Genomic DNA, 25432 nt, shown 5'->3' on the forward strand with positions numbered 1-25432 from the left:
TTTTAGTGTGACACTTGCGTAAGTCCTAGTTCTGTTACTAATGCAATATCAACTTTATTATCATCAACAAGGGCTAATGGTAGTAAAAGAGACATAATATTTTTAGTTGGGAAATACATTGGAATGGCAGTTTTATAATTCCATTTCACCCGTTTAATAGCCAATTTTAAGGCAGCATCTAATCTATCTTTAATGGCTCTAAATGCTTGCGTATCTTCTTTAAGTGCTTCACCAAATCTTTTAAAGTAAGAACGTTTAGTCTGATAATCCATTTTTGTTATATCTTCCACAACAAAGTTTTCAGGAAGATTCTTTTCAAGAAAATTTAAAGGGAGGCGATCTGTATTGTCTACTATAATATGCTGATAATCAAGTGTTGGTTCTCCTACTGAAGTATTGTACAGCATATCTGCTGTATTACTAAAATAATTTGCTTGTTCTGGCATCTTAATAAATTGGCGCACTAGCGTTTTTCCAGCCCAATCTTGACCCGCTATACAAAAATCAGAAAGTTCCCATTGCTGTCTCATAGTTTTACTTTTCTTAAAAAGTGCAAAAATAGGTTCATAATACTTGTCAACCAAGCCAGTATTAAACGTGGCAAATTCTTCTGTCGTAAGAATTTTATTTTCTTCTTTAGTGAGCCTATAGAAAGTATAAAATAGTATAAAATAAATACTTGTGCAAAATAGGATATTTGTCATCTGGTTTATCGCCATAAAACCATTGTTCATCAAGAGCTAGTTCTCGCAGCTTATTTAAAGTTTTGCTCAGATCACCAAGCCAAGCCCATTCAAAAAGTGCATTTTTAGCAATCGAAATTCGTCTACTGTTTTGTTTAACTTTTAGTTTTATTGCTGGGATACCATGTTTTATAACTTGTGAAGATTCTTCAATCAACCTTCCCATAGTAACAGGAACTTCAGAGGATTCATCTTGTTTTAGCTCTAATAAATCAGGGTAATCCCCTAGGAAATGGGATAGGTTTAAATAATACCCTGTAGATTTAAAATCAAATGCTTGACTCAGAAAGCTGCCAAAATCCGATAAATAGAACCAGCCTTCTTCTTGCGTTTTACATTGCTGGGCAGATTTAATGATTATACTGCGAATGTCTGGTTGACTCATTTTCACCCTTATCCTGTTTATCTAGTTGATCAAATTCACAAGTATTATACACAACATCGTTACCAGGTTTAACCCAATAACGATGTTTAATGAAAATTATCTTAACCTTGGGCTACAGGTTATTTCGGCAAAAATTTCTCTAACTCCGTAAAAGCATCAGCATCAAACAAAAATCAGCAGTTTGGGAAATCTCCTCAAACTGCCAAGAAATATACTACCCTAACCTTCCTCATTCCTCAATCTTTGTAACAATTCCTCACGGGATAAATTACCCAAAGAAAGAAGTAACTGAGTGCGTTCAGAAATAGGAATATTAGCAATCTTTTCCACCAAACCAGATAACTCAGCATCCAAACTACCAAAACGCCCTTCCATAAGAGAAGTTATCAAAGAAAATCGTTCCTCTTGCTTCCAATCTTCTATTTGTTGTAAATAAGCCGGTGATAAGTTCATAATTACTTCCTCTTCTTCCCTACTTAAATTATCTCTCAATTCTAAATTCTTGCGCCAGTCCGCTAAAATTTCTAACAAATTCTCTCGAAAAGGGTTATTTTCTGGTAATTCCGTTAATTCCTCAACTGCTCTTTTCTGTGTTCCTCCTTTTCCCAAAACTCTCAACCATAACGTATCCTCATTTACTGGTAATTGATGAATAGCAACTATTACTGTTTTCAGGATATTCGGTAGAAAATAAACACCTTCAACCCAATCTTCTGCAATTTCAGTTGCACCTCAACCGGTAATCATCCGAGATGAAAAAGTTGGTGTTAAAATCCATAAAATCGGCAATTCTGATTCAGCAATATTTCTGTTTTCGCGTTTTGCTTTCCTAACTATATCGCCATGAACAGCATATAATTTAAGTAAACAACTACGAATTTATATTTCTGATGGTGGGTTGCGAAAAGGCTCAAATAAACATTGAGTTTTTGCCATCTTCCCTAATAAACCTAAAGGGAGATTTTCCTGATTTTGATCAGAAAAGGGTTCAGGGGAAACGCATCTTATCAATAAGGGTGATTCAATCTCAATAATGACCAAAATATTCGCATTAACGACCACTTATTGACAATACTTTAGTCCATCACTATGATCCTGAAAAAATCAATCAAACGATAAATAGGGATTTATTGGTTTATACATTAAAATGGTATTTTGTCAATAAGATTTAGATGCGTTTCCCCTGGAAAAGGGTTCAAACCAAACATCAATTTCTTGAATTTCACGTTTAACCTTTTCACTTTTTTTAATTGTTCCTAGAGGTGTTAATAATTCCTCTAGATATTCTTTAGCAAATTAGTCATGAGATTGTCGAGTCATTTGATTATATCAAAAATCACAATAAACATGAAAAATATTGTATAATAATTATTATACTACCGAAAGCATAGTTTTAAAAGTGGTTTACCCCCACAAGTTAAACTAATTCACAAAAGCCAGCAGCAATTCAAAAATTAGATTATAATTGTCGAATAGGAAGAATAAAAATGGTAAAAATATGAATACGATAGAAGAAATAATCATCAAAGTACCATCAAATATTGCTGAAGCTTATCGTCGCAGTACTAAGGAAGAACAGGAACAAATTCAGCTAAAGTTAGCATTAATTATGGAGTCAAATTTATTAAAAAATAGTAAAGAAGCACTTCAAAAACTTAGAAATACGATGGATAAAGCCAGTCAAGAAGCACAAGCTAATGGTTTAACTCCTGAAATTTTAAAATCTATTTTGCAAGATGATAAATAAACGCCGTTTTGTATTTGATACAAATGTTTTCGTAAGTGCATTTTTATTTAGTCAAAGTAAACCACGTCAGGCATTAGATAAAGCTCAAGATGTAGGTATTATCTTGTTAAGTGCTGCTGTTTTTGCCGAGTTACAAGAAGTTTTATCAAGACCAAAATTCAACCGTTATATTACCTTAGAAAGACGGAGGGAATTAATAGATAATTTAGTAGAAACTATCGAGTTTATTAATGTTACTGAACAAATCAATGAATGTCGAGATCCTAAAGATAATAAATACCTGGAATTAGCTGTGAGTGGCAAAGCTCAATGTATTATTACAGGTGATGAAGATTTGCTGATTCTTCACCCATTTAAACAGATTGATATTTTATCGGTTCAGAAATTTTTGGGTGAAATTTAATTTGTTCGCTTATAGATTTTTACATTTTAATATTGATGTCCTCAGATCCCCGACTTCTCTAAGAAGTCGGGGATCTGGTTGTTCAGTATTTAACCTTGCGCTACAGGTTCTTTAGCCAAAAACTTCTCCAATTCAGTCAAAGCATCAGCATCAACCTTAGTCTGCATAGGACAGAACTTAGGTCCACACATGGAACAAAACTCAGCAGTTTTATAGATATCTGCTGGTAAAGTTTCATCGTGATATTCCTTCGCTCTTTCTGGGTCTAAAGATAACTCAAATTGACGATTCCAGTCGAAATTATAGCGAGCTTTAGAAAGTTCATCATCCCTATCTCTAGCACCAGGGCGATGTCTAGCAATATCCGCTGCATGAGCCGCAATTTTATAAGCAATTAAGCCATTACGCACATCTTCAGCATTAGGTAAACCTAAATGTTCTTTAGGAGTCACATAACACAACATCGCTGTCCCATACCAACCCGCCATAGCAGCCCCAATGGCCGATGTAATATGGTCATAGCCAGGAGCAATATCTGTAACCAAAGGACCAAGAACATAGAAAGGTGCTTCCGAACACTCTTCCATTTGCTTGCGGACATTAAACTCAATTTGATCCATAGGAACGTGACCCGGACCTTCCACCATTACCTGGACATCATGTTCCCAAGCTTTGCGGGTGAGATTTCCCAGAGTTTTCAGTTCCGCCAACTGAGCTTCATCTGAGGCATCATGGGTACATCCTGGGCGCAGGGAGTCGCCCAAACTGAAAGAAACATCATATCTTTTAAAAATCTCAATGATGTCGTTGAAATGGGTATAGAGGGGGTTTTGTTTGTGGTGATGCAACATCCACCGCGCCAAAATTCCGCCACCACGAGAAACAATCCCTGTAATCCGGTTTCTAACTAAAGGTAAATGTTCAATCAAAATTCCCGCGTGGATAGTTTGATAGTCTACCCCTTGCTGGGCGTGTTTTTCGATGACATGGAGAAAATCGTCAGCGGTGAGATTTTCAATAGTGCCGTGAACACTTTCTAAAGCTTGGTAAACTGGAACAGTCCCAATGGGAACAGGTGAAGCATTGATAATTGCGGTACGAATTTCATCTAAATTACCGCCACCTGTGGATAAATCCATAACGGTATCAGCACCGTATTTTACCGCCAGGTTGAGTTTATCAACTTCTTCCTGCAAGTTGGAAGAATTGGGAGAAGCACCGATATTGGCGTTAACTTTGCACTTAGAAGCGATACCAATAGCCATCGGTTCTAAGTTGGTGTGATTAATATTCGCAGGGATAATCATCCGTCCCCGTGCAACTTCGGCGCGGATAAGTTCAGCAGGCAGGTTTTCCCGCTTGGCTACGTATTGCATTTCTTCGGTGATCACACCCTGGCGAGCGTAGTGCATTTGCGATACGTTCTTTTGTCCACGTCGCTTGGCTACCCATTCTGTCCGCATATTACAATCCTCAAATAAACAGCTTCCCTCCGCTGGTATTATCCAGACTCAGGTGTTAAGGGTTTGATCTCAGCTTGTTTTCCCAAGCACCCCTAGCATGGTGTAGATTGTAGCATTTTGGTGATGATTGGAGGGAGGGGGATGATAAATCGTGAAGATATGGGGAAAGGAGGATTTGTAGTTGGTTACACAAACCGCCTAGTACCGCAGGGCGTTCGTCAAAAGTCAAAAGTCAAAAGTCAAAACGAATATACAATGAGCTTTCCAGTAGTTTGGAATGGTCTATTTATTTCTGCCGACCTGTACTAGGGTTGAAACCCCAGCCTAATAGCGAAAGTCCCTTTTAACGGACTCCAATCTTTTCTTTTTTCAGTCGTCTTGAGACGACTTTTGTTATTAGCCTTACACTTCAGTGCTAGGCGGGTAAGTTAGCAATTACTATGCTGTAGCTAGAAGGTTAGAAAAATTAGATGGTTCGCAAGAGTTTCTAATTAAGGCTTTGGGATTTTCGCGTTTTTCGCCTGTGAATAAATTAAATATTACTTCTTCCTGTTGATAGTAAAGATGTAATAAAAAGCTAATTTTCCGGCTTTTTCTTCAGAACACAGTACACATTTCTTATCAGTGTGTGAGAAGAAGTTATAATGAATACGAACCACTCCAGACACAGAGGACACAGAGGTAAGAGATTTGGTAGAGGTGATAATTGGGTTAATTTGGTAATTAGTTATTTTTGCAAGAATTATGTGATGAATACGAACCACTCCAGGCACAGAGGACACGGAGGTAATAGGTTTGGGAGAGGATATAAATGAGCTTACGGGGGAGGTTATTGGGGCTGCTATTGAGGTACACCGGGTTTTGGGTCCTGGGTTTTTGGAGGAGGTGTATAAGGAGGCACTGGTGGTTGAATTTATGATTCGGAGTGTACATCATGAGGTTGAAAAGTCAATAAGCTTGACATATAAAGGACATGATGTAGGTAGAGGTAGATTAGATTTTTTAGTTGCAGACTGTTTAGTTGTAGAATTAAAAGCTGTGCAAACCCTAGCCCCCATTCACGAAGCTCAACTTCTCTCCTACCTCAAAATAACCAAGCGCACTTTAGGACTCCTCATCAACTTTAATGTTCCCCTCCTCAAAGACGGTATCAAACGCATAGCCCTCTCTCTCTAACTCTTCCCTCTGTGTACTCTGCGCCTCTGCGGTTCGTTAATTCCTCCATAACCGTATCAGTCCAGCCAAAATCATGTATTTTTGTAAATGTGGCGAAAACCTCCAGCAATATCGCTAAACAAAGATCACAAACTGCGATAATTTAAGAACAGCTTTTGGATTCATCCATGTACCGTGAGACAACCGGGAAGTTATCCAGCATCGGATAACAGCTTGGGTAATTATTTGTGGCAAGCACACGAGTAATTATGAACTGTTAACCCTGTGATTAGACTAATCTAAAACAGGCAAGTTCAAACCAGGAATCCTCCGCCTGTAAAGGTTTAGGAATGTCTAAAAAAATTAAAAAAAGCTTTGGCAACTAATTCTTAGGTGAACTATGGCACAACGGACTAGGTTGGGAGATATTCTCAGACCCTTAAATGCTGAGTATGGTAAGGTATCTCCAGGTTGGGGAACAACACCTTTAATGGGTGTGTTTATGGGTTTATTTCTGGTATTTCTGCTAATTATTCTCCAAGTTTATAACAAGTCTCTGTTAATTCAGGATGTCCTTGTTGATTGGCGCAGTTTAGGCGGCTAATGGCTATCCAGCCATCAAGCTAACATGATTACCTACCCGGCTTGTCCGGGTTTTTTTATGATTCAAAAAAAATGCCTAAAAATAGCGATAAAATTAATCTAGATCCCAAAGCTATAAGGTAGTTGTGGCGGTTTTTCTGTATACAGGAGAGAAGAATGAATATATTTGGTATCGGCTTACCAGAAATGGGTGTCATTATGGTAGTTGCATTATTAATCTTTGGACCGAAGAAGTTACCAGAAATTGGTCGCAGTTTGGGGAAAACTATTCGCAGTTTTCAAGAAGCCTCTAATGAATTTCAAAGCGAGTTCAAAAAAGAATCTGAACAATTAAAAGAAACTGTGCAAACAACCGCTGAATTAGAACATAAACACATTGAAGCTGGAAAAAACCAGCCAGAAAATATACAAGGATGAAAGATGAACAAGTAAAACCAATGGTTTTGGTAATTCCCCAGCTAATTGTTGGACTGGGAAATCCAGAGCCTAAATATGATCAAACTCGTCATAATATTGGCTTTGCAGCTATAGATACCCTAGCTCGCGCTTGGCAAATCTCTCTAGCTGAAAATCGCAAGTTTCAAGGAGAGTTTGGTGAAGGGAATGCAGCCGGTAAGGGTAAAGTCCGCTTGCTCAAACCCTTAACCTATATGAACCTTTCAGGACAAGCTATTCAAGCTGTGACAAATTGGTACAAAATACCGCCTGAATCAGTATTAGTCATTTATGATGATTTAGATTTACCTTTGGGTAAAACTCGCTTACGTTTATCCGGTTCTGCAGGTGGACATAATGGCATGAAAAGCATTATTTCTCATCTAAATACCCAAAATTTCCCCAGATTGCGAATTGGCATAGGTAAACCAAAGGGCGCAATAGATGGGGATAATTCTCATACTGTTTCTCATGTTTTGGGACGATTTTCCGCTGCTGAGAATAAAGTTATGTCTCAGGTTTTAAGCTTTGTTATTGAGTGTGGAGAATTTAGTTTCAAACAGGGAGTAGAAAAGGCAATGAATCTTTGTAATACCCAGAATTTTACTGGTATTGATTCTTGATGAGTGGTTGCTTGTTCAGAGAAGGAGTTAGGAATCCTGACTCCTGAATTCCGGGACAATGTGCGATAAGTTAAATTTTGTAATATTCTATAAATATGGCTTTCATAATATGTATCTAAATTTATGGACTTAGAACCCGCTACGGTGCTTGGAATTGCCTTTTGCTCGGCATTGGTTGCTATTACTGGTATGGCAATTTATACATCTTTTGGACCTCCAAGTCAGGAATTAGATGATCCTTTTGATGATCACGATGATTAATAGGGTTATTAATTTATACTACAAACGGTTCATAGTTTAAAGAAAGATGGAACCCCTCTCCAAACCTCTCCCCGCTGCGGGGAGAGGTTTTGAACTTGTTCTTTGTGTTATAAAAAAGTCCAATTTTTAACCGTTTTGAGTATAACATGATGGATCATGGTGGGGAATACCCACCCTAATGAGCTAGGATGTATATAAATTTGATTTACTTACTTTTTGTTTCAGCATAAGCCGCATAAACACTCTTGACATTATACCAATTCAAGAAAATCCGGGCAATTTCCAAAGCCAATTGCGGTTTACCAATATTAATTAACCATTGTAATAACGGAGACATAGTTCTTTCATTCAATAATCCGTTTACAGAAAGAATCCCCCATAATAGACGATGAAACCAGGTCATTTGAATCATCATTTTTACTTCCCAAGTAGGATGTTTTTGATAAAACAAAACTCCCATGCGTCCCCGCTGAATTTCCTGATCAATTAATTTAGGAATTTGCTGTAAACTAAATGGTGGATGCCAGTGATAGCCAACGGCTTCAGGACATTTAATTAATTTTAAGCCCAAGTTTTTTAACCTAACACCTAATTCTAGATCTTCCCAACCATAAAGTTGAAACCCATTATCAAATAATCCAGCTTTTTCTAACCAATGTTTGGGAATAGCCACATTACCAGTAGCAAAGAAAGCGGCGGAAAAATCTGTGATTTTATAAGGTTCATCCGTAGGATTAGTGAAATTACAAGTATTAATTACAGCACCGTAAGTAAAAAAACTATTGCTTCCTAATTTCTCCCTTCCCTGTACCAAAGCATTTGTATGAGCTTGGAGGAAATTAGACAAAACCACTAAATCACTATCAATAAAAATAATTGTGTCACCTTGCGCTTTTTCTACCCCTAAATTTCGCGCTGCTGCTGGACCTGCATGATTTTGTTCAAAGCAGCGGACATGAGGAAACTCATTTCTATGCGTTGCTAACCAATTTAGTGTACCATCAGTAGAACCATCATCTACTAACACAACTTCATAACCTTCTATATGGTTTTTGCGGCTTAACTCCTGACTCTCCAAAGCGCGGAGGCACTTTTCTAGAATTGGTAAGCGATTATAAGTGGGAATGACAATACTAAAAAACACAGTTTCACCCAAAAAAACTACTGCCTATATTGAGAATAAGACAAATATAACAAAGTTACTGTTGCACAAGAAAATATACGCTAGGCAAGTCAGATATAATAATGACTCATTCTTTGTTTTCCTAAGTGGAGAAATTCATGGGTCGCGCTAAAAAGGTTGTTCTAGCATATTCTGGTGGAGTTGATACTTCTGTTTGTATTCCCTATCTCAAGCAAGAGTGGGGAGTGGAAGAGATAATTACCCTAGCAGCAGATTTAGGTCAGGGAGATGAATTAGAACCAATTCGAGAAAAAGCTCTCAAATCCGGTGCAAGTGAATCCTTGGTAGCGGATGTTAAGGATATCTTTGTTAAAGACTACGCATTTCCAGCGATTCAAGCCAATGCGCTCTATGAAAACCGCTATCCTCTGGGTACAGCCCTGGCTCGTCCCTTGATTGCTAAGATTCTAGTAGAAGCCGCTGCGAAATATGGTGCGGATGCGATCGCTCACGGTTGTACAGGGAAAGGTAACGACCAAGTACGCTTTGATGTTTCCTGTACAGCGCTCAACCCTAACCTAAAAATCCTCGCACCAGCCAGAGAATGGGGTATGAGTCGGGAGGAAACCATCGCCTATGGTGAGAAGTTTGGTATTCCTGCACCCGTGAAAAAATCATCTCCCTTCAGTATAGATAAAAACTTGCTAGGTCGCAGTATTGAAGCTGGTACATTGGAAGATCCAGCAAACGAGCCGCCAGAAGAAATTTATGAAATGACCAAAGCCATAGCTGATACTCCCAATGAACCGGAATATCTAGAAATTGGCTTCCAAAAAGGGCTTCCTACCACTATCAATGGCACATCAAAAGAGCCTGTTGAGTTAATTGAACAACTCAATAAAATTGTGGGAAATCATGGTATTGGGCGGATTGACATGATTGAAAACCGGTTAGTAGGCATCAAATCACGGGAAATCTACGAATCACCGGCCATGATAGTTCTGATTAACGCCCACCGTGACTTAGAAAGCCTCACCTTAACAGCAGATGTCAGTCATTACAAACGAGGCATAGAAGAAACATATACCAAAATCGTATACAACGGACTTTGGTATAGTCCACTTAAAGCAGCTTTAGATGCCTTTATTCAACAAACACAAGAAAGAGTTTCTGGTGTAGTGCGATTAAAACTTTTCAAAGGTAACGCCGTCATAGTTGGGCGTTGGAGTGACAATACTCTTTACACTCCCGATTTAGCCACCTACGGCGCAGAAGATCAATTTGATCACAAAGCCGCAGAAGGCTTCATCTACGTTTGGGGACTACCTACCCGTATTTGGGCGCAGCAGAATAAGTAATTAGGTAATTGGTGATTGGTGATTGGTGATTGGAAATAATTTATTACCCATTACCCATTACCCATTACCCATTACCCATTACCCATTACCTGTTACCTGTTACCTATTCCTCAGTTTGCTGTTTCACTTCGCGGGACTCTAACCAAATTGGTACAGCAATCACAGCAACTAAAATCAGTAACGCCAAAATTGCAAATTTACTGACCCAGGCTACCAATTGTTCTAGGGAAATAATTCTTCCCGCGAAAAAAGCTAATGTCACCATGACACTACCCCAAGCAGTCGCTCCAGCTAGATTATAAATTAGGAATTTACCGAAGGGCATTTCCGCTATACCTGCAAGTGGTGAAGCAAAAATCCGCAATAAGGCAAAAAAGCGGCCAAAAAATACAGCTTTAGCGGCGTTTTCTGTAAATTGCTCTTTAATACTTAGTAGTCGGACTTCGGAAATGCGGAAAATCTTGCCAATTTGCAGCAGAAAAGGCCAACCACCAACTCTACCTATCCAATAGCCGCAATTGCCGCCAATTACAGCACCCCCCACAGCGTTACCGAGAACCAGCCAGTAATTTAATTCATTACTACCGGCAAGAAAACCACCAACAATGGTTACGGTTTCGCCAGGAAGAGGAATGCCCAAATTTTCTAGCAATATTCCCAAAAAAATTGCTAAATAACCATAATTATGAGCAATTTCTTGGATGTTTTCTAGTGAAAGTAGCTCAAAAGACATCCAGCACCACCGAGTTTACAAATTTTTACCTTTACCATATCTTTGCTTGCTTTTGGCTATGGTGTCAATCAAACCGCAATAGGGGGAGTTCAGGAGTTCAGGAGTTCAGGAGTCAGGAGTTCAGGGGGAAGAAGAAGAAAGAAGAATAGTTTTTATCAATGACCAATCACCAATCACCAATCACCAATCACTAATCAAACCGGATTGCTATAGTAATTTGAGATAATGATAAGTTCGTTACCGAAATTAACGGTAAATTATGCTTATACTAGAAAGACATATAAACAAATTATACGGCATAAATACTGAAAAAGATTTTTTCAACTGTGCTGCTGTTAATTCTCATAAACTTTGCGAAAACAGTCATTATGCGGTTGAATTATAAACAGTATGGATGTCAGTTTGCCCTTTCTTTTGTGTTTTAAATACTCAGTTAAATTTATGACTCTTACACAAGAACGCCAAGTAATTTTGTTCAAACCCCAAGGTAGTATAGACCTCGATAGTGGTACTATCTTGAGCGAACAGATGGCTGCAATTGAACCTCAGCATCACCAACTCTGGGTTATAGATTTATCAGAAGTAGATTTCATGGATAGTTCTGGATTGGTTCCACTTGTCAAGGGACTTACCACAGCGCGTCAAAGTGGTTGTCGGTTGGTTCTTTGCAACGTTAAAGCTCCAGTTAAGTTGATTTTGGAACTTACCCAGCTTGATTCAGTATTTGAAATTTTCCCAAGTTACGAAGATATTTTCACTCCTGTTACCAATCAACAGCTAGTAGCAACTGGAGTTTAGACTAAATCAGTATTTTTATATCTTTTAATATCCCCGACTTCTTTAAGGAGTTGGGGATTTGAAATTAATTAACCTCTCAAATAGTTTCGCCAATATGGCGACAAATGTGCGATAATTAACCGCATATTTCCCAAAATAAGGAATCAGGTGGGGTGTGAATCTGATGATAGGTACGACTATAGGCGGACGCTATTGTATTACTACCAGGTTAGGACAGGGTGGATTTGGAACTACTTATTTAGCCAAGGATACTCAACGTCCTGGGTCTCCCGTTTGTGTGGTTAAGCATTTTACACCATTAACTACAAAACCAGAGCAATTAGAAAAAGCTCAAGAATTGTTTGAACGAGAAGCAGGAATTTTACAAAAACTCAATCATCCACAAATACCCAAACTTTTAGCGTTTTTTACGGAAAATCAACAGTTTTTCATAGTTCAAGAATTTATTAAAGGACATGATTTAACGAAAGAATTACCACCTACATCTACCAATACTAATATCAGTGAAGCATTTGTTATTAAATTATTAAAAGATATTCTGGAAGTATTGGAATATATTCATGGTGAAGGTGTAATTCATCGTGATTTAAAACCAAGTAATGTCATGAGACAAGAAATAGATAATAAAATAGTCATCATTGATTTTGGGATAGTTAAACCTGTTAAACCAATTAATAACCAAGAAGATGATACTCAAATAATTGGTAATGAACTTATTAACCAAGAGAATGGTAATTATAATCCTACAAGAATTGGCACTAAAGGATATGCACCCAGGGAACAAGGAGAAGGTAAACCAGAATTCAATAGTGATATTTTTTCTCTAGGAATGATTGTAATTGAAGCACTTACAAGAATGGAGGCTAAAGATATCAATAATGATAACAATAACCAAGAAATAAGTTGGCGTTATTATAGTAAAATTAAAGTTAGTGATCAACTTGCAGACATTTTAGATAAAATGGTCAAATCTGATCATAGAGACCGTTATCAGACAGTAACAGAAGTATTAACAGCATTACAAAAAATATCTATAATATCTAGAAAAAGTCCATTACTACCACCTAAAATTTATCATTTATTCCTGAAAATTGCCCCTTTGGGATTAATCGTAATCATAGGAATAATTGTATTTCCAAACCGTCCTATTTCTGAATGTGATGGAAAATTAGCAACTTATAAAAATAAGGAACATAATATAGAAATTGAATATCCTGAATGTTGGTTCGCGGACGAAACTCCTATCTCTGTCATTGGTATTGGTAAAATAGTTACATTTATTCAACCTCAACAAAAAGCTAGATTGATTATTAGTAGTTCTCAATATTCGGGAACTTTAGAAAATTACGGGGAAGACCAGGAGAGGATGATCAAAAGTAACCTAGAATCATCAAATATCATAGAAAGAAGTTCAACTATTATCGCAAATCAAACAGGACAAAAAATAATTGTCACTGGTAAAAATGAACAACAAAAAATCAAAAATATGTATGTAATGACTTTGAGAAACAATCAAGCTTATTTAATTGCTTATACTGCACCCATAGATGATTATGATAAGTTGATTAAACCTGTAGAAGATATGATAAAGTCATTACAGATTGATTAAATTAATCTATAATATCAATAAAAACACGGGTAGGGGCAATCCCCCCGTGGTTGCCCCAAAAACACGGTAGGGGCAATCCCCCCGTGGTTGCCCAAGGGGGTAGGGGTAGGCACGGGGGCGCTACCCCTACATCAAATCCAAATCTTTTAATAAACCCATTATCTCGTTCCCAGACTCCGGATGACAATTAAACATCCTGTTAATCCTTAAATCCTGGACATCCTGATATGGCTACGCCACGCTTTGCTATCAGACAAAATATTATTGTTGTAATTTTCTAGGTAAAGTAGATAGCAATTTCTGAGTATCAGCAATTATTTTATCACCCCAAACATTCTTTTTGAGAACGTTGACATCAGCAAAGTTTTTATCTAATTTTAATGCAGTCGTTGCTAATTGATAAGCTTGTTCTTTTTCTCCCTTAGTATACAAAGCAACAGCCAACGCTAATATAGGTTCAGCAAGTTGATTGTTAATTTTCATAGCTTGTTGCCATTGTTTAATCGCTGTTTTTTTGTCCCCTTGTTCATATTTGATCAAGCCTATATTATTGATAGCGACTAAACTGTTAGCATTTTTGGCAACTGCTTGATTATAATCAGATATTGCGGCTGTGTAGTTTTCTTGCTGATGATAAATAATTCCTCGATTGGTGTAAGCATCAGCATATTCAGGATTAAACTTGATAGCTAGGTTGTAATCATCTATTGCTCCTTGCTTATCTCCTAATTCATTACGGACAACTCCCCGGTTGTTGTAGGCTTGGGCATAGTTAGGATTAAACTTGATAGCTAGGTTGTAATCATCTATTGCTCCTTGCTTATCTCCTAATTCATTACGGACAACTCCCCGGTTGTTGTAGGCATCGGCATAGTTGGGATTAAACTTGATAGCTAGGTTGTAATCATCTATTGCTCGTTGCTTATCTCCTGATTCATAACGGACAACTCCCCGGTTGTTGTAGGCATCGGCATAGTTGGGATTAAACTTGATAGCTAGGTTGTAATCATCTATTGCTCGTTGCTTATCTCCTAATTCATTACGGACAACTCCCCGGTTGTTGTAGGCATCGGCATAGTTGGGATTAAACTTGATAGCTAGGTTGTAATCATCTATTGCTCGTTGCTTATCTCCTGATTCATAACGGACAACTCCCCGGTTGTTGTAGGCATAGGAATAGTTGGGATTAAAAATAATAGCTTCTGTATAAGCTACTATTGCCTCTCGATAATCTTTTTGTTCATACTTCTTAAATCCTAACTCAAAATAATCATTAGCTGTTAAACCCCTAATGCTGGGCTTATCAGTAACACCTGCTGCAATCCGCACATAAGTATTAATAGGAATACCAGCAAATCTATCTCTTTCCCTATTGTCATATTCATCACCTCTGCCATGAATACCTATCAACTCACCTTCTGAATTTAACACTGGTCCGCCACTCATGCCCTTGAGGGTGGGATTGGTATAAACTAAATTGTAACCACCATCTATGGTTACTTGAGTGGCATGAGCGGAAACTTGTCCATCAAAGCAATCATAAAGCGGTGCAGTAATATTGGGGGTGGAAAGACGAAACCCAGCTACATAAACATTATCCCCACGTTTTATTAAGTCAGAATTGCCAAATTTAGCTACTTGATAGGTTTTACTACTAACAAATTTCACCACAGCTAAATCTATCCCTGTTCCCAGTGGTTTAATATTTTCCCCCTGAATGGGATAACGTTGTCCATCGGGGGTGATAATAGTGTATTTTAAACTAGTATTTTTAACATTGTGAAAAGCTGTGAGAACAGTATAAGTATTACCTTCTTGTTTAATTAAAATTCCCGAACCATTATCTTTATTATTAATATCAATTAAAACCGTGATTTTTTGGGATATTTTATCTATTTTAGAACTGCATGATAAATCTTTGGCCGTCGTTGGTTGGTTTAGGGTGATAGATGTGAGGATAAATAATGTGGGAATTGTGTATTTATAGTACATATTAATTGTCAGCATCAGAATGTCCAAGGATTTACAGGATTTTGATTGTTTAATTTCTGTCTAAATCATCAACCCAACCACTGAAATATATATAAGAATCTGGTAAATAACAATTACTAGATTCCGGTAAAAAAATAACTTGTCTCACAATAACACTATAAGTACCCAATTACAAAAACCATCATTTTGTACAAAATGTAGGTTGGGTTGACGCAAGGAAACCCAACATTAATTATCTCATAGAAAGACCTAAAGAGGGTGTTTGAAAAGTCTAATTTATTACTTGCAAGGGCGACTAGAAGTCGCGGCTACACAGACGAAACCCACCTTCGTGGGTTCAAAAGCCTTGATTTTTCGTTATCTAAGCAAGGGCGACTAGAAGTCGCGGCTACACAGACGAAACCCACCTTCGTGGGTTCAAAAGCCTTTAAAGAGGAGGTTAACTATGGAGAAGGTTTGAGTTTATCTATGGCTATAGCCCAATTTAAACGGACTATTTGTTGATGTAGTTTTTCATCTGCTGGTGTACCATCTATGAATACTGAGGGAACATCCCATAATGGATAAGCGTGCATTCCATTAACACCGATTAATTGACCATTTTCATTTAATAATGGTCCTCCACTCATGCCTTTTTCTAGTTTGTTTGTATATCCTATTTGATATCCTCTTTCTAAGGCTTTTTCTAGAACTAGAACTATTCTAGCTGTTGTGAATGTGAACTGTTGAACTGTGTTTTCTGATTCATCAGCGGGAAAACCCGCAATAAATACTTTATCTCCTATTTTTGATTGAGTCCCAATATTTGCTACTCCATAAATTGTATTACTAGAAAATTCCAACATGGCTAAATCATATTTACCAAACTTCATTTTTTTAGATACTTTGGCTTTATGTATTTTCCTGTCTGGCGTTTCTATGTTGTAAGGTCTTTGACCTGCTTCTAAAACATGAGCGTTTGTTAATATTGTGTAAATATTGCCATTTTTCTTCAGTAATATTCCTGAACCAAGAAACTCCGTTGACAGGATTTTAACGGTAATATCTGTTGCTTGTTGTTTTACTTGTGCTGGAGAAAGTCGGGTTAGTGGTTGGTCTACGGGAGTATTCTTAGTATAAATATTAGCATCTAGGCTTAAATTAGGTAATAGTAAACACAAACCACTAACACAGGTGATGAATTTGATAATTGTAAAATTTGACAACTTGAAAAGATGTATAGTTTATTTTTGCTCCGCTGGTAAATTATTTAAGTAAGTATCAAAATCAAAGATGATATCATCAGTGTTAGAATTTTGATTCATAATTTCAGCGCCAGCTAGAGCTTGACGATTAAACAACCTATTAGCCACATCTCTGCCATTTGTACCCCGTCTGAGGGTAAATAGTAAATTACCGGAGTTACAGACCGTATTAGAGTCACTTCCAGAACAAATTACGGTTTCCCTGTTGACTATTCCAGAGGCGATTTTTTTCAGTGTACCATTATCGTAATTTCTTTGAAATCTTGTTGATACTTCCTGACATCGCTTTTTAGGGCTGTATTGCGAGGGAAAGTAGGTTGATGTCCAACCCATAATCTTGTGTCTTTGACCGTCTTCTGTACGGGTAAAGGTGAAATATTGCCCATCTTCTGCGGCACAATAGAATTTAGTGCCTCCAGCGTAACTAGGTTGACTCATGGCTGTAAAGCTTGCTAAGGCTGTTAATGACGCTGTAGCAAATATTTGAGTCAATTTTGGGTGTAGTTGACCAGATATTTTTGTGGCCATATGTTCAATTATTTGCGTGATTTCAATGAGATTTTAACTCATAAGTAGGTAATTAGGGATTAAATTCAGAGCTTTCTTTTTCTCTCTTGTTTTAGCCTAAGATCCCCGACAGATCCCCGACTTCTTAAAGAAGTCGGGGATCTTAGGCTACAGTAATGATAACTGCTCATTAGGTGGCTTAAACCCCATGTGTTGATAGGCGGCTTTAGTTGCTATTCTCCCTCTGGGTGTCCGACTTAAATAACCTATTTGCATTAAATATGGTTCGTAAACTTCTTCAATGGTTTGGGTGTCTTCCCCAGTGGTAGCAGCGATGGTTTCTAAGCCGACTGGACCACCATTAAAGTTTTCAATAATCACACTGAGCATTTTTCTATCTGTCCAATCTAAACCGCAAGGATCAACTTGGAATAGTTGTAATGCTTCCGATGCTACAGTTGCACTTATTTCTATAAAGGATTTTACTTCCGCATAATCACGGACTCTTTTTAGTAGTCTATTAGCTATTCTTGGTGTCCCTCGTGAACGTTTGGCTATTTCTGTAGCCCCGTCTAAATTAACTGAAGTTTGTAATAATTCGGCGGTGCGAGTCACAATTTGAGTAAGTTCATCAACTTCATAAAAACGCAACTTTTGAATTAAGCCAAAGCGATCGCGCAATGGGGAAGTTAAAGCTCCGACGCGGGTTGTTGCCCCAACTAGGGTAAATTTAGACAAGGGTATACTTCTGATTCTGGCGCTAGAACCCTTACCTATGGTGATATCTAAGCGACAGTCTTCCATGGCTGGATAGAGAATTTCCTCTGTCATCCGTGATAACCGATGAATTTCATCTATAAATAATACATCTCCTGGTTTCAGGTTCACCAATAACCCCACGATATCTCGTGGTCGTTCTAAAGCTGGGGCGCTGGTAATTTTGCAACTTACCCCCATTTCTGAGGCTAAAATCATCGCCATTGTGGTTTTACCTAAACCTGGTGGTCCATACAACAGCAAATGATCCATGACTTCATTCCTAGATTTAGCAGCTTTAATGGCTATATCTAAGACATCCTTTAAATCCTTTTGGCCGATGTAATCAGCAAAGCGCTGGGGACGAATACTTTCTTCTGGTTTCCCTTGTTCATTAATGGCAGCTTCTGATTGCAACAGATTTTCTGCGGGGGGTACTTTGGCTGATTCCCGTTGCTTTTTGGGTTCTCCGTTGGGTTCTGGAGGCTGTTTTTTGGAGGAGATAATCGCCATAATTTTCAGGGATTTCAGAAGTACAGAAATGGGGGTTTAATCATTCGTAGGTAAGATTTAGTATAGGATATTTGGGGTTGCTTGAGAATACAGATATTTATTTAATTTTGTAAATTTACTATTATAGGGCTTACGCATTGACAAAGTTTTCTAAATATGTAATGTGGATTTTATCTCTTGTAGGGTGCGTCCTCCAATGACCCCAACCCCCTCCCCGCAAGCGAGGAGGGGGCTAAGATGTAACTCATACAGATGAAACCCGCTGTATCTTTAGAAATCAACTCCACGCTTTAATTCTACGCCTTGATTTGCATAGTGTTTATGACAGTAAACCTCAGAGTGAATACTAGCTAAATCAAAATAAGCGGGTTGGTTTTGACAGCGCCCGGTGATGATCACTTCTGTATCACGAGGTTTGCGGAGGAGGGCTTGAACAATGGGATCAACGGGTAACAATTCTAAATCAACAGTGGGATTGAGTTCATCAAGAATAATTGTTTTATAGACACCAGAGGCGATCGCAATTTTGGCAATTTCCCAACCTCTTTCTGCTTCTATATAGTCTAAATCTTGACGAGAATTTCGCCAAACAATGGCATCCCGTCCACAGCGTTGATGATCTACAATTTCTGGATAGGATTGTTGTAAGGCGGCGATCGCTGCGTCTTCAGTATAACCACTACCGCCTTTGAGCCACTGCATAATTAATACACGGGTAGAACCAGGGTGATTGATGCCTCTACCAATTGCTTGCAAAGCTTTACCCAAAGCGCTGGTAGATTTACCCTTACCTGCACCTGTATAAATTTCAATGCCTTCAATAAAAAGTTCTGCGGCTGTGGGGTGGTGATGGGGTTTCATTTCCGAATGCAAATCCGCAATATCCAATAATTGTGGCGGTGCTGCGCGTCCAGTGGTGATGATTTCCAGTTCTTGGGGTTTAGATTTTAAAGTATTGACTACCTCATCCACTGACAGCAAACCCAAATCCAAAACCGGGTTAATTTCATCCAGGACAACTACCGAATACAATCCCGAAGCGATCGCCCCTTTGGCTACATCCCAACCCCTTGCAGCCTCTGTTCGATCAAAAGCTGTAATTTGATCATGACCAAAAAATTCCGCTCTCCCGGTGCGAACCTGATCAATTAAATGGGGAAACCCGCGCTGTAATGCAGCGATCGCTCCATCTTCATCATAATCTCGTTCTGGCCCTTTCAAAAACCGCAACAATAAAACCCGGCTAGAATCACTAGGTGTATTTATTCCCAGCCCAATTGAGCGCAAAACCACCCCTAAAGCCGCTTGGGACTTACCTTTCCCAATACCATCATAGACGTGAATTTGACCCGTAAGCCGCTCAGAACGGACTTGCGCTGTGCGAATACCGATACCGTTCCTTGTCATCTTTTGAAAAGCTATAAAGTGGCAATTCTTATCTTAACGAAACTAGAATCACTCAATTGTGGATTGACGTTAGCGAAGCGTACGCAGCGCAGCGAGTATTTTTCCGTCCTCAAATACTAGGGTAGGCACGGGGTGGGGTAGGCCTCACAAGGGTAGGTTTTTAATATTGTCTGTGAAGGCAAGACTGGGAAGACTTGGAGGGAACGTAGACAAGGAAGAGTTTATCCGCACAATAGTCTTTTAACGGTGTGTTATTGTTGCCAAAAAACATCATCCTGTAGGGTTTTCCTCCCTTGTCACCTTGTCCACCTTGTCGCCCAAGTCTTGCCCTCACCAGAATGTAAAAAACCTACACCTGTCAGGGCGCTACCCCTACATTAAATCCAAATTTTTTAATCTAAAATCTCAAATTCCCAGTCAAAAGTCAAAACGCAGACAGTATAGGCTTTTAGGAGATTTATCATGGTTGGTTTATTTACGCTTTTGTATACTACGGTGGGCAGTTTTATCTTTGCGTATTCAAGCTGGACAGATGTATTAATAAAATCAATCTAAATATCCTGTCACACTCAGATCATAAATGTCAGAACAATGAGATAATTGCCGATTATCCGTATTCTTTCAGTTATACTCTGTACAACTAAGTCAAAAAAAACGTAATCCCCAGATCCCCGACTTCTTGAAGAAGTCGGGGATCTAACTAACTCCTAAAATCTTCTTGTTGTTACCATTATGTCTGATGAATTATCACTACCCATAATCTTGCCTATTGGGGCGATATTTTTTGAAATATTATTCTTACTAACTGCCATTCCCATAGAAGCCTATGTTCTTCATAAATGGTTAAAGTTTGATAAAAAAACCAGCATTTTTTATGCCATTGCCTTAAATGTTTTTTCGAGTGTCATTGGCTGGATTGTGTTTTTCACAGTCGAACCGATGTTACCTATTCCGATCAAAGCCGAATTGATTAATTATGTATTTTTCAATAAGATTAAAGCTTCTAGCATTAGTACAATGATAATTTTATTATCATTTACTATTTTCATGGCGACTTTCTTAGTTAAATTTTTATTGATGAAGATCCTCATCATTTTTATGGGTGAAGGCGGAAAAAACACCCAGCCAGAACCCATTTCTTCACAACAAAGAGCTAGTTATATGAATATAGCTAAGTTGCAGAATACTAATTTAATCACGGCAACATTAATAGCAAATTCACTCAGTTACAGTGCCATAACCTTCATCATATTAATTCGCTCTCGGTAAAATGATCAATATTCATCATTGCATTAATTAGAGGTAATCTCATGAACTTTTTATTGAAGGAAATAGGTGGGATATTTAAATATATTCAGGATTTATTTGCAGGAGTGCAAAAATTTCTGACACCAACTAAAGCATACTCATGGCAAACACTTATCTATTTGAGTGTTTTTTCTTGGGGAATATCATATTTTGCCGTAGGGTATATTAGGGATATTATTGCCTTTTGTGGTTGGTTATTTTTATTAGCAGGAACAACTTGGTATACTACCGACGATCCTTTAAGAATTCCCGGAACTTTTATGCCAGTTGGGGCAGTAATCACGGGCTTTTTAGTGAGCGTCTTTGCCTTTGGACACAAAGAAGGTGTATTAACATCGAATACGATAGTTATTTGGCCAACAATAGCTGCCATAGTTACAGCCATACCTAATTTCTTTGAAGGTACAGGTGGAAAATTAGCAAAAGCCAAACTTCCTAAATTACAAGATCGTCAAAAAGTTGTAGTTTTATTAGCTTGGTGTATGCTAATTAGTTGTTGGCTTCAGTTTTACTTCGTGATAGATAAATGGTTAAAAGAATATCCCAGTTTACGAGCAGATAATTTTCAGAAAAGTGCTTTTGTGATTAGATTAGAACCACCAGCACGAAAGCCAAAAACTGGTGATTTGATCTTAAATAAACTACAACCCTTAATTAATCAACAACTTGCCAATAAACCTTGGGGTGAAGTAGAAAAATGGTTACTAGAAGCTAATCAGCAACTAGGCAACTTGGGAAGAAGAACGATTAATAGTAATTTAGGTAAATCTCAAGAAAAGCTATTGTGGCGAGTTGAACCGCGTGTAGTCGGTATCAACTCTGGTGGATATAGGCTGGATATTTTGACAATTTGGGGGGGTCCCAGCGCCAACGCTCAAGGATATTACTGGAAAAAATCTTGTCTGATTCAACCATCTAACTCTGATAAACAAACAGATAATAAAAATACCGTTGCTCGTCTTACTTGCGATCGCACAAGTAAATTTATCATGGGTTCTCCACCAGCACAACAACAAGAAAGTAACAAGAAATTACTATGAATGTAATTAGAACTGTCGTCATGGCTAAGAATGTATTTCAGGAAGTGATCCGCGATCGCATTCTGTACATCATCGGTTTTTATGCTATCATCCTGGCTATTGCCTTCCGTGCCATTCCCGAATTTGCCGGCACCACCAGTAATAAAATATTTTTGGACTTTGGTTTGGCAACAATGAACGTCATTGGTTTAATTGTCGCTATATTTATCGGCACAGGATTAGTTAACAAAGAAATTGAAAAACGCACTATTTTAGTATTAATTGCCAAACCCATCAGCCGCAGTGAATTTATTGCTAGTAAATATTTAGGGTTATCAGCAGTTATCGGTGTCCTCATTACTGCAATGACAATAATTTTTTTAGGATTCTTACAAGTTGGTCAAGTATCCTATCCAATTACTAGCATTTTTCTGGCTACGCTATTCATATTTTTGCAATTATGTTTAATTACTGCCGTAGCCATTACTTTGGGCGTTTTTACTAGTTCACCAATAGCTACATCCCTAACATTTGCAGTGTATTTAATGGGGAATGTTACTCAATATCTAGTGGCATTAGGTAAATTAAGTCAGAATCCTGGGATGGAACGCATTACCCAAAGTTTATATCTAATTTTGCCAGATTTATCTAGATTAGATTTAAAAAATGATGCTGTTTACGGTTTGCAAGCACTACCTGATCCAATCAGATTAGTTACCAATGCAGGTTATAGTTTACTGTACAGTTTTATGTTGTTAGCGATCGCCATTATTATTTTCTTAAGACGAGAATTTTAAATAATACTCAGAAAGATGATTTGTTTGATTAATTTGATTTAGATAATTATGATTAATAAATCAGAAAAATTTCTCGATAACAAATAACAAGATCCCCGACTTCTTAAAGAAGTCGGGGATCTGAAACTCTCGACCTTCAAAAATTTTGTGAAAATAATTATTGTCTATGATTCACGATTCTCCCATAAATACTACTGATAGTCTCATTTATCCTGATCTTTATAATCACCAAGTTTCATCTAATCAGCCTTTGAAACTAGGAATTATGGCTTCTGGCAATGGTAGTAATTTTGAAGTAATTGCCCAAGCCATTGCCGACGGTAAAATTAACGCGCAAATTCAAGTTCTAATTTACAACAATCCTGATGCGAAAGCAGCAGTTAGGGCTAAAAATTGGTGTGTAGAATCTGTATTGTTAAATCATCGAGACTACAAAAATCGTCAAAAATTTGATCATAAAGTTGTCCAAACACTACAGCAGTATAATGTAGAATTCGTGATTATGGCGGGATGGATGCGATTAGTAACACAAGTTTTAATTGACGCTTTTCCTAATCGCATGATTAATATTCATCCCAGTTTATTACCAAGTTTTAAAGGCGTGCAAGCTGTAGAACAGGCTTTAGTTGCGAAAGTCAAAATTACTGGCTGTACTGTACATCTTGTTTCTTTAGAAGTTGACAGTGGCGAAATTTTAATTCAAGCGGCTGTTCCCGTTTTACCAGATGATACATCAGAAACACTACACGCGAGAATTCAAATCCAAGAGCATCGGATTTTACCAATAGCAATTTCTTTGTTAAAAAGGGAATAGGGAATAGGGAATAGGTAATTGGTAATTGGTAATTGGTAATAGAGGAAGAGTTTTATTACCACTGACAACTGACAAATGACCACTGACTAATGTTAAAATTCTCAGTGAGAAATTTAGGATATTTTTATGTCAGTTGTAACTAACCCAATCAAATTCGGTACAGATGGTTGGAGGGGTGTGATAGGTGAGGAGTTTACCTTTGAACGTCTGGCATTAGTCGCAACCGTAGCAGCCAAAGTTTTACATAATACTTACTTTTCCCAAGTGGGTAGCCGAACGATTATTATCGGTTATGACCGCCGATTTATGGCGGAAGAGTTTGCCCGTGTGGTTGCCAATGCTGTCACCGCAGTTGGTTTTGATGTCCTGTTTAGCGAAACTTTTGCCCCAACTCCAGCTTACAGTTGGGCGGCTAAAGAACTCAAGGCTTTAGGGGCATTAGTTGTAACAGCTAGTCATAATCCTGGTGCATATTTAGGATTAAAAGTTAAAAGTGCTTTTGGTGGTTCAGTACCACCGGAAGTTACTCAAGAGATAGAGGCTTTATTATCAGAAAAAGTTGCCCCGGCGGCGATTCCAGGTAAGGAAGAAACCTTTGATCCTTGGCCGAGTTATTGTCAAGCATTAGCGGCTAAAGTTGATATTGACAAAATTAAGGAATTTATCGCAACTGGCAAGTTAACAATATTTGTGGATGTCATGCACGGGGCAGCTGCCGGGGGATTAGCCCGATTATTAGGGGAAGAAGTTAAGGAAATTAATAGCGACCGTGATCCTCTGTTTGAAGGTGGTGCGCCTGAACCTTTACCAAAGTATCTTTCCCGACTATTTACAGTTATGAAAACCCATCGGAAAACCCATAAAACCGGTTTAACTGTGGGTTTGGTATTTGATGGAGATTGCGATCGCATTGCCGCCGTAGATCAAGATGCTAATTTCCTCAGTTCCCAAATCCTAATTCCCATCTTAATTGACCATTTAACCCTGCGCCGCAACTTTCAGGGCGAAATCGTCAAAACTGTCAGCGGTTCGGACTTAATGCCCCGTGTAGCCGCATTACATAACCTTTCTATCCATGAAACAGCAGTAGGTTATAAATACATTGCTGACCGAATGTTAGCCACCCAGGTATTGCTAGGTGGTGAGGAATCCGGTGGGATTGGTTATGGTAGCCATATTCCCGAACGCGATGCTTTATTATCGGCACTTTATGTATTAGAAGCAGTGGTAGAATCAGGGTTGGATTTAGGTGAATATTATCGCTATTTACAACAACAAACTGGTTTTTCATCCAGCTATGATCGGATTGATTTACCTTTAGCAAATATGGAAGTCAGAGGGCGACTATTAAAACAGTTGCAATCTCAACCTTTAACAGAAATTGCGGGTAAAGGTGTAATTAGTTGTCAAACAATTGATGGTTATAAATTTCGTCTGGTTGATCAAAGTTGGTTAATGATTAGATTCAGCGGTACTGAACCGGTTTTACGTCTTTATTGTGAAGCGTCCACACCAGAGGAAGTTCATAAAACTCTAGCTTGGGCGGAAAATTGGGCAGAATCAAATTAATTGATAACTAGTACAACACGGCATAAATAAACCAACCATTCTAAATCGTTAAAAAGCCTATACTGTC

Annotated in this window: 26 protein-coding genes and 1 riboswitch; of the genes, 15 read left to right on the top strand and 11 right to left on the bottom strand. The window is 38.1% G+C overall.

All coding sequences use genetic code 11. The annotated features are described in order from the left end of the window. Positions 1–2 precede the first annotated feature (2 nt). From CA730_RS16195 to CA730_RS25715, 3 genes are all read right to left on the bottom strand, one after another. Positions 3–704, bottom strand: coding sequence for a DUF3825 domain-containing protein (locus CA730_RS16195; RefSeq protein WP_157750004.1), 702 nt, complete (start codon positions 702–704; stop codon positions 3–5). Beyond that, complete coding sequence (locus CA730_RS16200; protein WP_096668832.1) at positions 646–1128, bottom strand: OST-HTH/LOTUS domain-containing protein; 483 nt, start codon at positions 1126–1128, stop codon at positions 646–648. Before CA730_RS16200 ends, CA730_RS16195 begins: the two co-directional genes overlap by 59 nt. 219 nt (positions 1129–1347) lie before the next feature. After that, positions 1348–1746: a hypothetical protein gene (locus tag CA730_RS25715; protein WP_231939863.1), complete on the bottom strand. Its 399-nt coding sequence runs from the start codon at positions 1744–1746 to the stop codon at positions 1348–1350. An 880-nt stretch (positions 1747–2626) separates the two neighbouring features. Between CA730_RS25715 and CA730_RS16210 the strand changes: the two genes are divergently transcribed. Continuing rightward, positions 2627–2875 (top strand): hypothetical protein, encoded by a 249-nt coding sequence (locus tag CA730_RS16210; RefSeq protein ID WP_096668834.1) that lies wholly within the window; start codon positions 2627–2629, stop codon positions 2873–2875. After that, positions 2865–3278 (top strand): putative toxin-antitoxin system toxin component, PIN family, encoded by a 414-nt coding sequence (locus tag CA730_RS16215; protein ID WP_172891203.1) that lies wholly within the window; start codon positions 2865–2867, stop codon positions 3276–3278. The genes CA730_RS16210 and CA730_RS16215 overlap by 11 nt, the downstream gene beginning before the upstream one ends. 89 nt (positions 3279–3367) lie before the next feature. On the opposite strand, the gene thiC is transcribed toward CA730_RS16215, so the two are convergent. Then, the gene (thiC, locus tag CA730_RS16220; RefSeq protein ID WP_096668836.1) at positions 3368–4741 is read right to left on the bottom strand and encodes a phosphomethylpyrimidine synthase; all 1374 of its coding nucleotides are present in this window, start codon (positions 4739–4741) and stop codon (positions 3368–3370) included. Between the two features lie 7 nt (positions 4742–4748). Continuing rightward, a riboswitch (TPP riboswitch) is annotated at positions 4749–4845 on the bottom strand. A 685-nt stretch (positions 4846–5530) separates the two neighbouring features. Between thiC and CA730_RS16230 the strand changes: the two genes are divergently transcribed. The 5 genes from CA730_RS16230 to psbN all read left to right on the top strand — a co-directional run bounded on the left by CA730_RS16230 (position 5531) and on the right by psbN (position 7818). Further along, positions 5531–5917, top strand: coding sequence for a GxxExxY protein (locus tag CA730_RS16230; protein WP_407919805.1), 387 nt, complete (start codon positions 5531–5533; stop codon positions 5915–5917). 379 nt (positions 5918–6296) lie between these two features. Continuing rightward, complete coding sequence (psbH, locus tag CA730_RS16235) at positions 6297–6500, top strand: photosystem II reaction center phosphoprotein PsbH (RefSeq protein WP_096668841.1); 204 nt, start codon at positions 6297–6299, stop codon at positions 6498–6500. Positions 6501–6655: 155 nt separating this feature from the next. Beyond that, on the top strand, positions 6656–6916 hold the full coding sequence (locus tag CA730_RS16240; RefSeq protein ID WP_096668843.1) for a TatA/E family twin arginine-targeting protein translocase: 261 nt from the start codon (positions 6656–6658) through the stop codon (positions 6914–6916). Beyond that, entirely contained in the window at positions 6913–7557 is a 645-nt protein-coding gene (gene pth, locus CA730_RS16245) for an aminoacyl-tRNA hydrolase (protein ID WP_096668845.1), read from the top strand. The genes CA730_RS16240 and pth overlap by 4 nt, the downstream gene beginning before the upstream one ends. A gap of 123 nt (positions 7558–7680) precedes the next feature. Continuing rightward, positions 7681–7818 (top strand): photosystem II reaction center protein PsbN, encoded by a 138-nt coding sequence (psbN, locus tag CA730_RS16250; RefSeq protein WP_027402855.1) that lies wholly within the window; start codon positions 7681–7683, stop codon positions 7816–7818. A gap of 205 nt (positions 7819–8023) precedes the next feature. Here psbN and CA730_RS16255 read toward each other — a convergent pair whose 3' ends face one another. Further along, positions 8024–8962: a glycosyltransferase family 2 protein gene (locus tag CA730_RS16255; protein ID WP_172891204.1), complete on the bottom strand. Its 939-nt coding sequence runs from the start codon at positions 8960–8962 to the stop codon at positions 8024–8026. 137 nt (positions 8963–9099) lie between these two features. Here CA730_RS16255 and CA730_RS16260 point away from each other — a divergent pair, with 137 nt between their 5' ends. After that, the gene (locus CA730_RS16260; RefSeq protein WP_096668849.1) at positions 9100–10299 is read left to right on the top strand and encodes an argininosuccinate synthase; all 1200 of its coding nucleotides are present in this window, start codon (positions 9100–9102) and stop codon (positions 10297–10299) included. A gap of 103 nt (positions 10300–10402) precedes the next feature. On the opposite strand, the gene CA730_RS16265 is transcribed toward CA730_RS16260, so the two are convergent. Beyond that, positions 10403–11032, bottom strand: a complete 630-nt coding sequence (locus tag CA730_RS16265; protein WP_096668851.1) for a DedA family protein — start codon at positions 11030–11032, stop codon at positions 10403–10405. Between the two features lie 441 nt (positions 11033–11473). On the opposite strand from CA730_RS16265, the gene CA730_RS16270 reads away from it, so the two are divergent. Both CA730_RS16270 and CA730_RS16275 read left to right on the top strand, forming a co-directional pair. After that, a complete protein-coding gene (locus CA730_RS16270) occupies positions 11474–11830 on the top strand; it encodes an STAS domain-containing protein (protein ID WP_096671584.1) in 357 nt (118 codons plus the stop codon). Between the two features lie 163 nt (positions 11831–11993). Continuing rightward, positions 11994–13439 (top strand): serine/threonine-protein kinase, encoded by a 1446-nt coding sequence (locus CA730_RS16275; RefSeq protein ID WP_096668853.1) that lies wholly within the window; start codon positions 11994–11996, stop codon positions 13437–13439. 261 nt (positions 13440–13700) lie between these two features. On the opposite strand, the gene CA730_RS16280 is transcribed toward CA730_RS16275, so the two are convergent. The 5 genes from CA730_RS16280 to CA730_RS16300 all read right to left on the bottom strand — a co-directional run bounded on the left by CA730_RS16280 (position 13701) and on the right by CA730_RS16300 (position 19858). Beyond that, positions 13701–15446 (bottom strand): tetratricopeptide repeat-containing S1 family peptidase, encoded by a 1746-nt coding sequence (locus CA730_RS16280; protein WP_231939864.1) that lies wholly within the window; start codon positions 15444–15446, stop codon positions 13701–13703. Between the two features lie 428 nt (positions 15447–15874). Then, the gene (locus CA730_RS16285) at positions 15875–16636 is read right to left on the bottom strand and encodes a S1 family peptidase (protein WP_231939865.1); all 762 of its coding nucleotides are present in this window, start codon (positions 16634–16636) and stop codon (positions 15875–15877) included. Between the two features lie 18 nt (positions 16637–16654). Then, complete coding sequence (locus CA730_RS16290; protein WP_157750005.1) at positions 16655–17167, bottom strand: COP23 domain-containing protein; 513 nt, start codon at positions 17165–17167, stop codon at positions 16655–16657. A gap of 183 nt (positions 17168–17350) precedes the next feature. Beyond that, positions 17351–18451: a Holliday junction branch migration DNA helicase RuvB gene (gene ruvB / locus CA730_RS16295; RefSeq protein WP_096668861.1), complete on the bottom strand. Its 1101-nt coding sequence runs from the start codon at positions 18449–18451 to the stop codon at positions 17351–17353. Positions 18452–18721: 270 nt separating this feature from the next. Continuing rightward, positions 18722–19858 (bottom strand): cob(I)yrinic acid a,c-diamide adenosyltransferase, encoded by a 1137-nt coding sequence (locus CA730_RS16300; protein WP_027402849.1) that lies wholly within the window; start codon positions 19856–19858, stop codon positions 18722–18724. A 732-nt stretch (positions 19859–20590) separates the two neighbouring features. On the opposite strand from CA730_RS16300, the gene fraC reads away from it, so the two are divergent. From fraC to CA730_RS16325, 5 genes are all read left to right on the top strand, one after another. Then, a complete protein-coding gene (gene fraC, locus CA730_RS16305; RefSeq protein WP_096668863.1) occupies positions 20591–21127 on the top strand; it encodes a filament integrity protein FraC in 537 nt (178 codons plus the stop codon). 41 nt (positions 21128–21168) lie between these two features. Continuing rightward, positions 21169–22206, top strand: a complete 1038-nt coding sequence (gene fraD, locus CA730_RS16310) for a septal junction protein FraD (protein ID WP_096668865.1) — start codon at positions 21169–21171, stop codon at positions 22204–22206. Next, positions 22203–22982 carry an ABC transporter permease gene (locus tag CA730_RS16315; RefSeq protein ID WP_096668867.1) on the top strand — a complete coding sequence of 260 codons (780 nt, stop codon included), beginning with the start codon at positions 22203–22205 and terminating at the stop codon, positions 22980–22982. The genes fraD and CA730_RS16315 overlap by 4 nt, the downstream gene beginning before the upstream one ends. 166 nt (positions 22983–23148) lie before the next feature. Further along, positions 23149–23796 (top strand): phosphoribosylglycinamide formyltransferase, encoded by a 648-nt coding sequence (purN, locus tag CA730_RS16320; RefSeq protein WP_096668869.1) that lies wholly within the window; start codon positions 23149–23151, stop codon positions 23794–23796. Positions 23797–23922: 126 nt separating this feature from the next. Continuing rightward, on the top strand, positions 23923–25365 hold the full coding sequence (locus CA730_RS16325; protein ID WP_096668871.1) for a phosphoglucomutase/phosphomannomutase family protein: 1443 nt from the start codon (positions 23923–23925) through the stop codon (positions 25363–25365). Positions 25366–25432: the final 67 nt, after the last annotated feature.

The organism is Dolichospermum compactum NIES-806 (genome assembly GCF_002368115.1).
GTDB classification, from domain to species: domain Bacteria; phylum Cyanobacteriota; class Cyanobacteriia; order Cyanobacteriales; family Nostocaceae; genus Dolichospermum; species Dolichospermum compactum.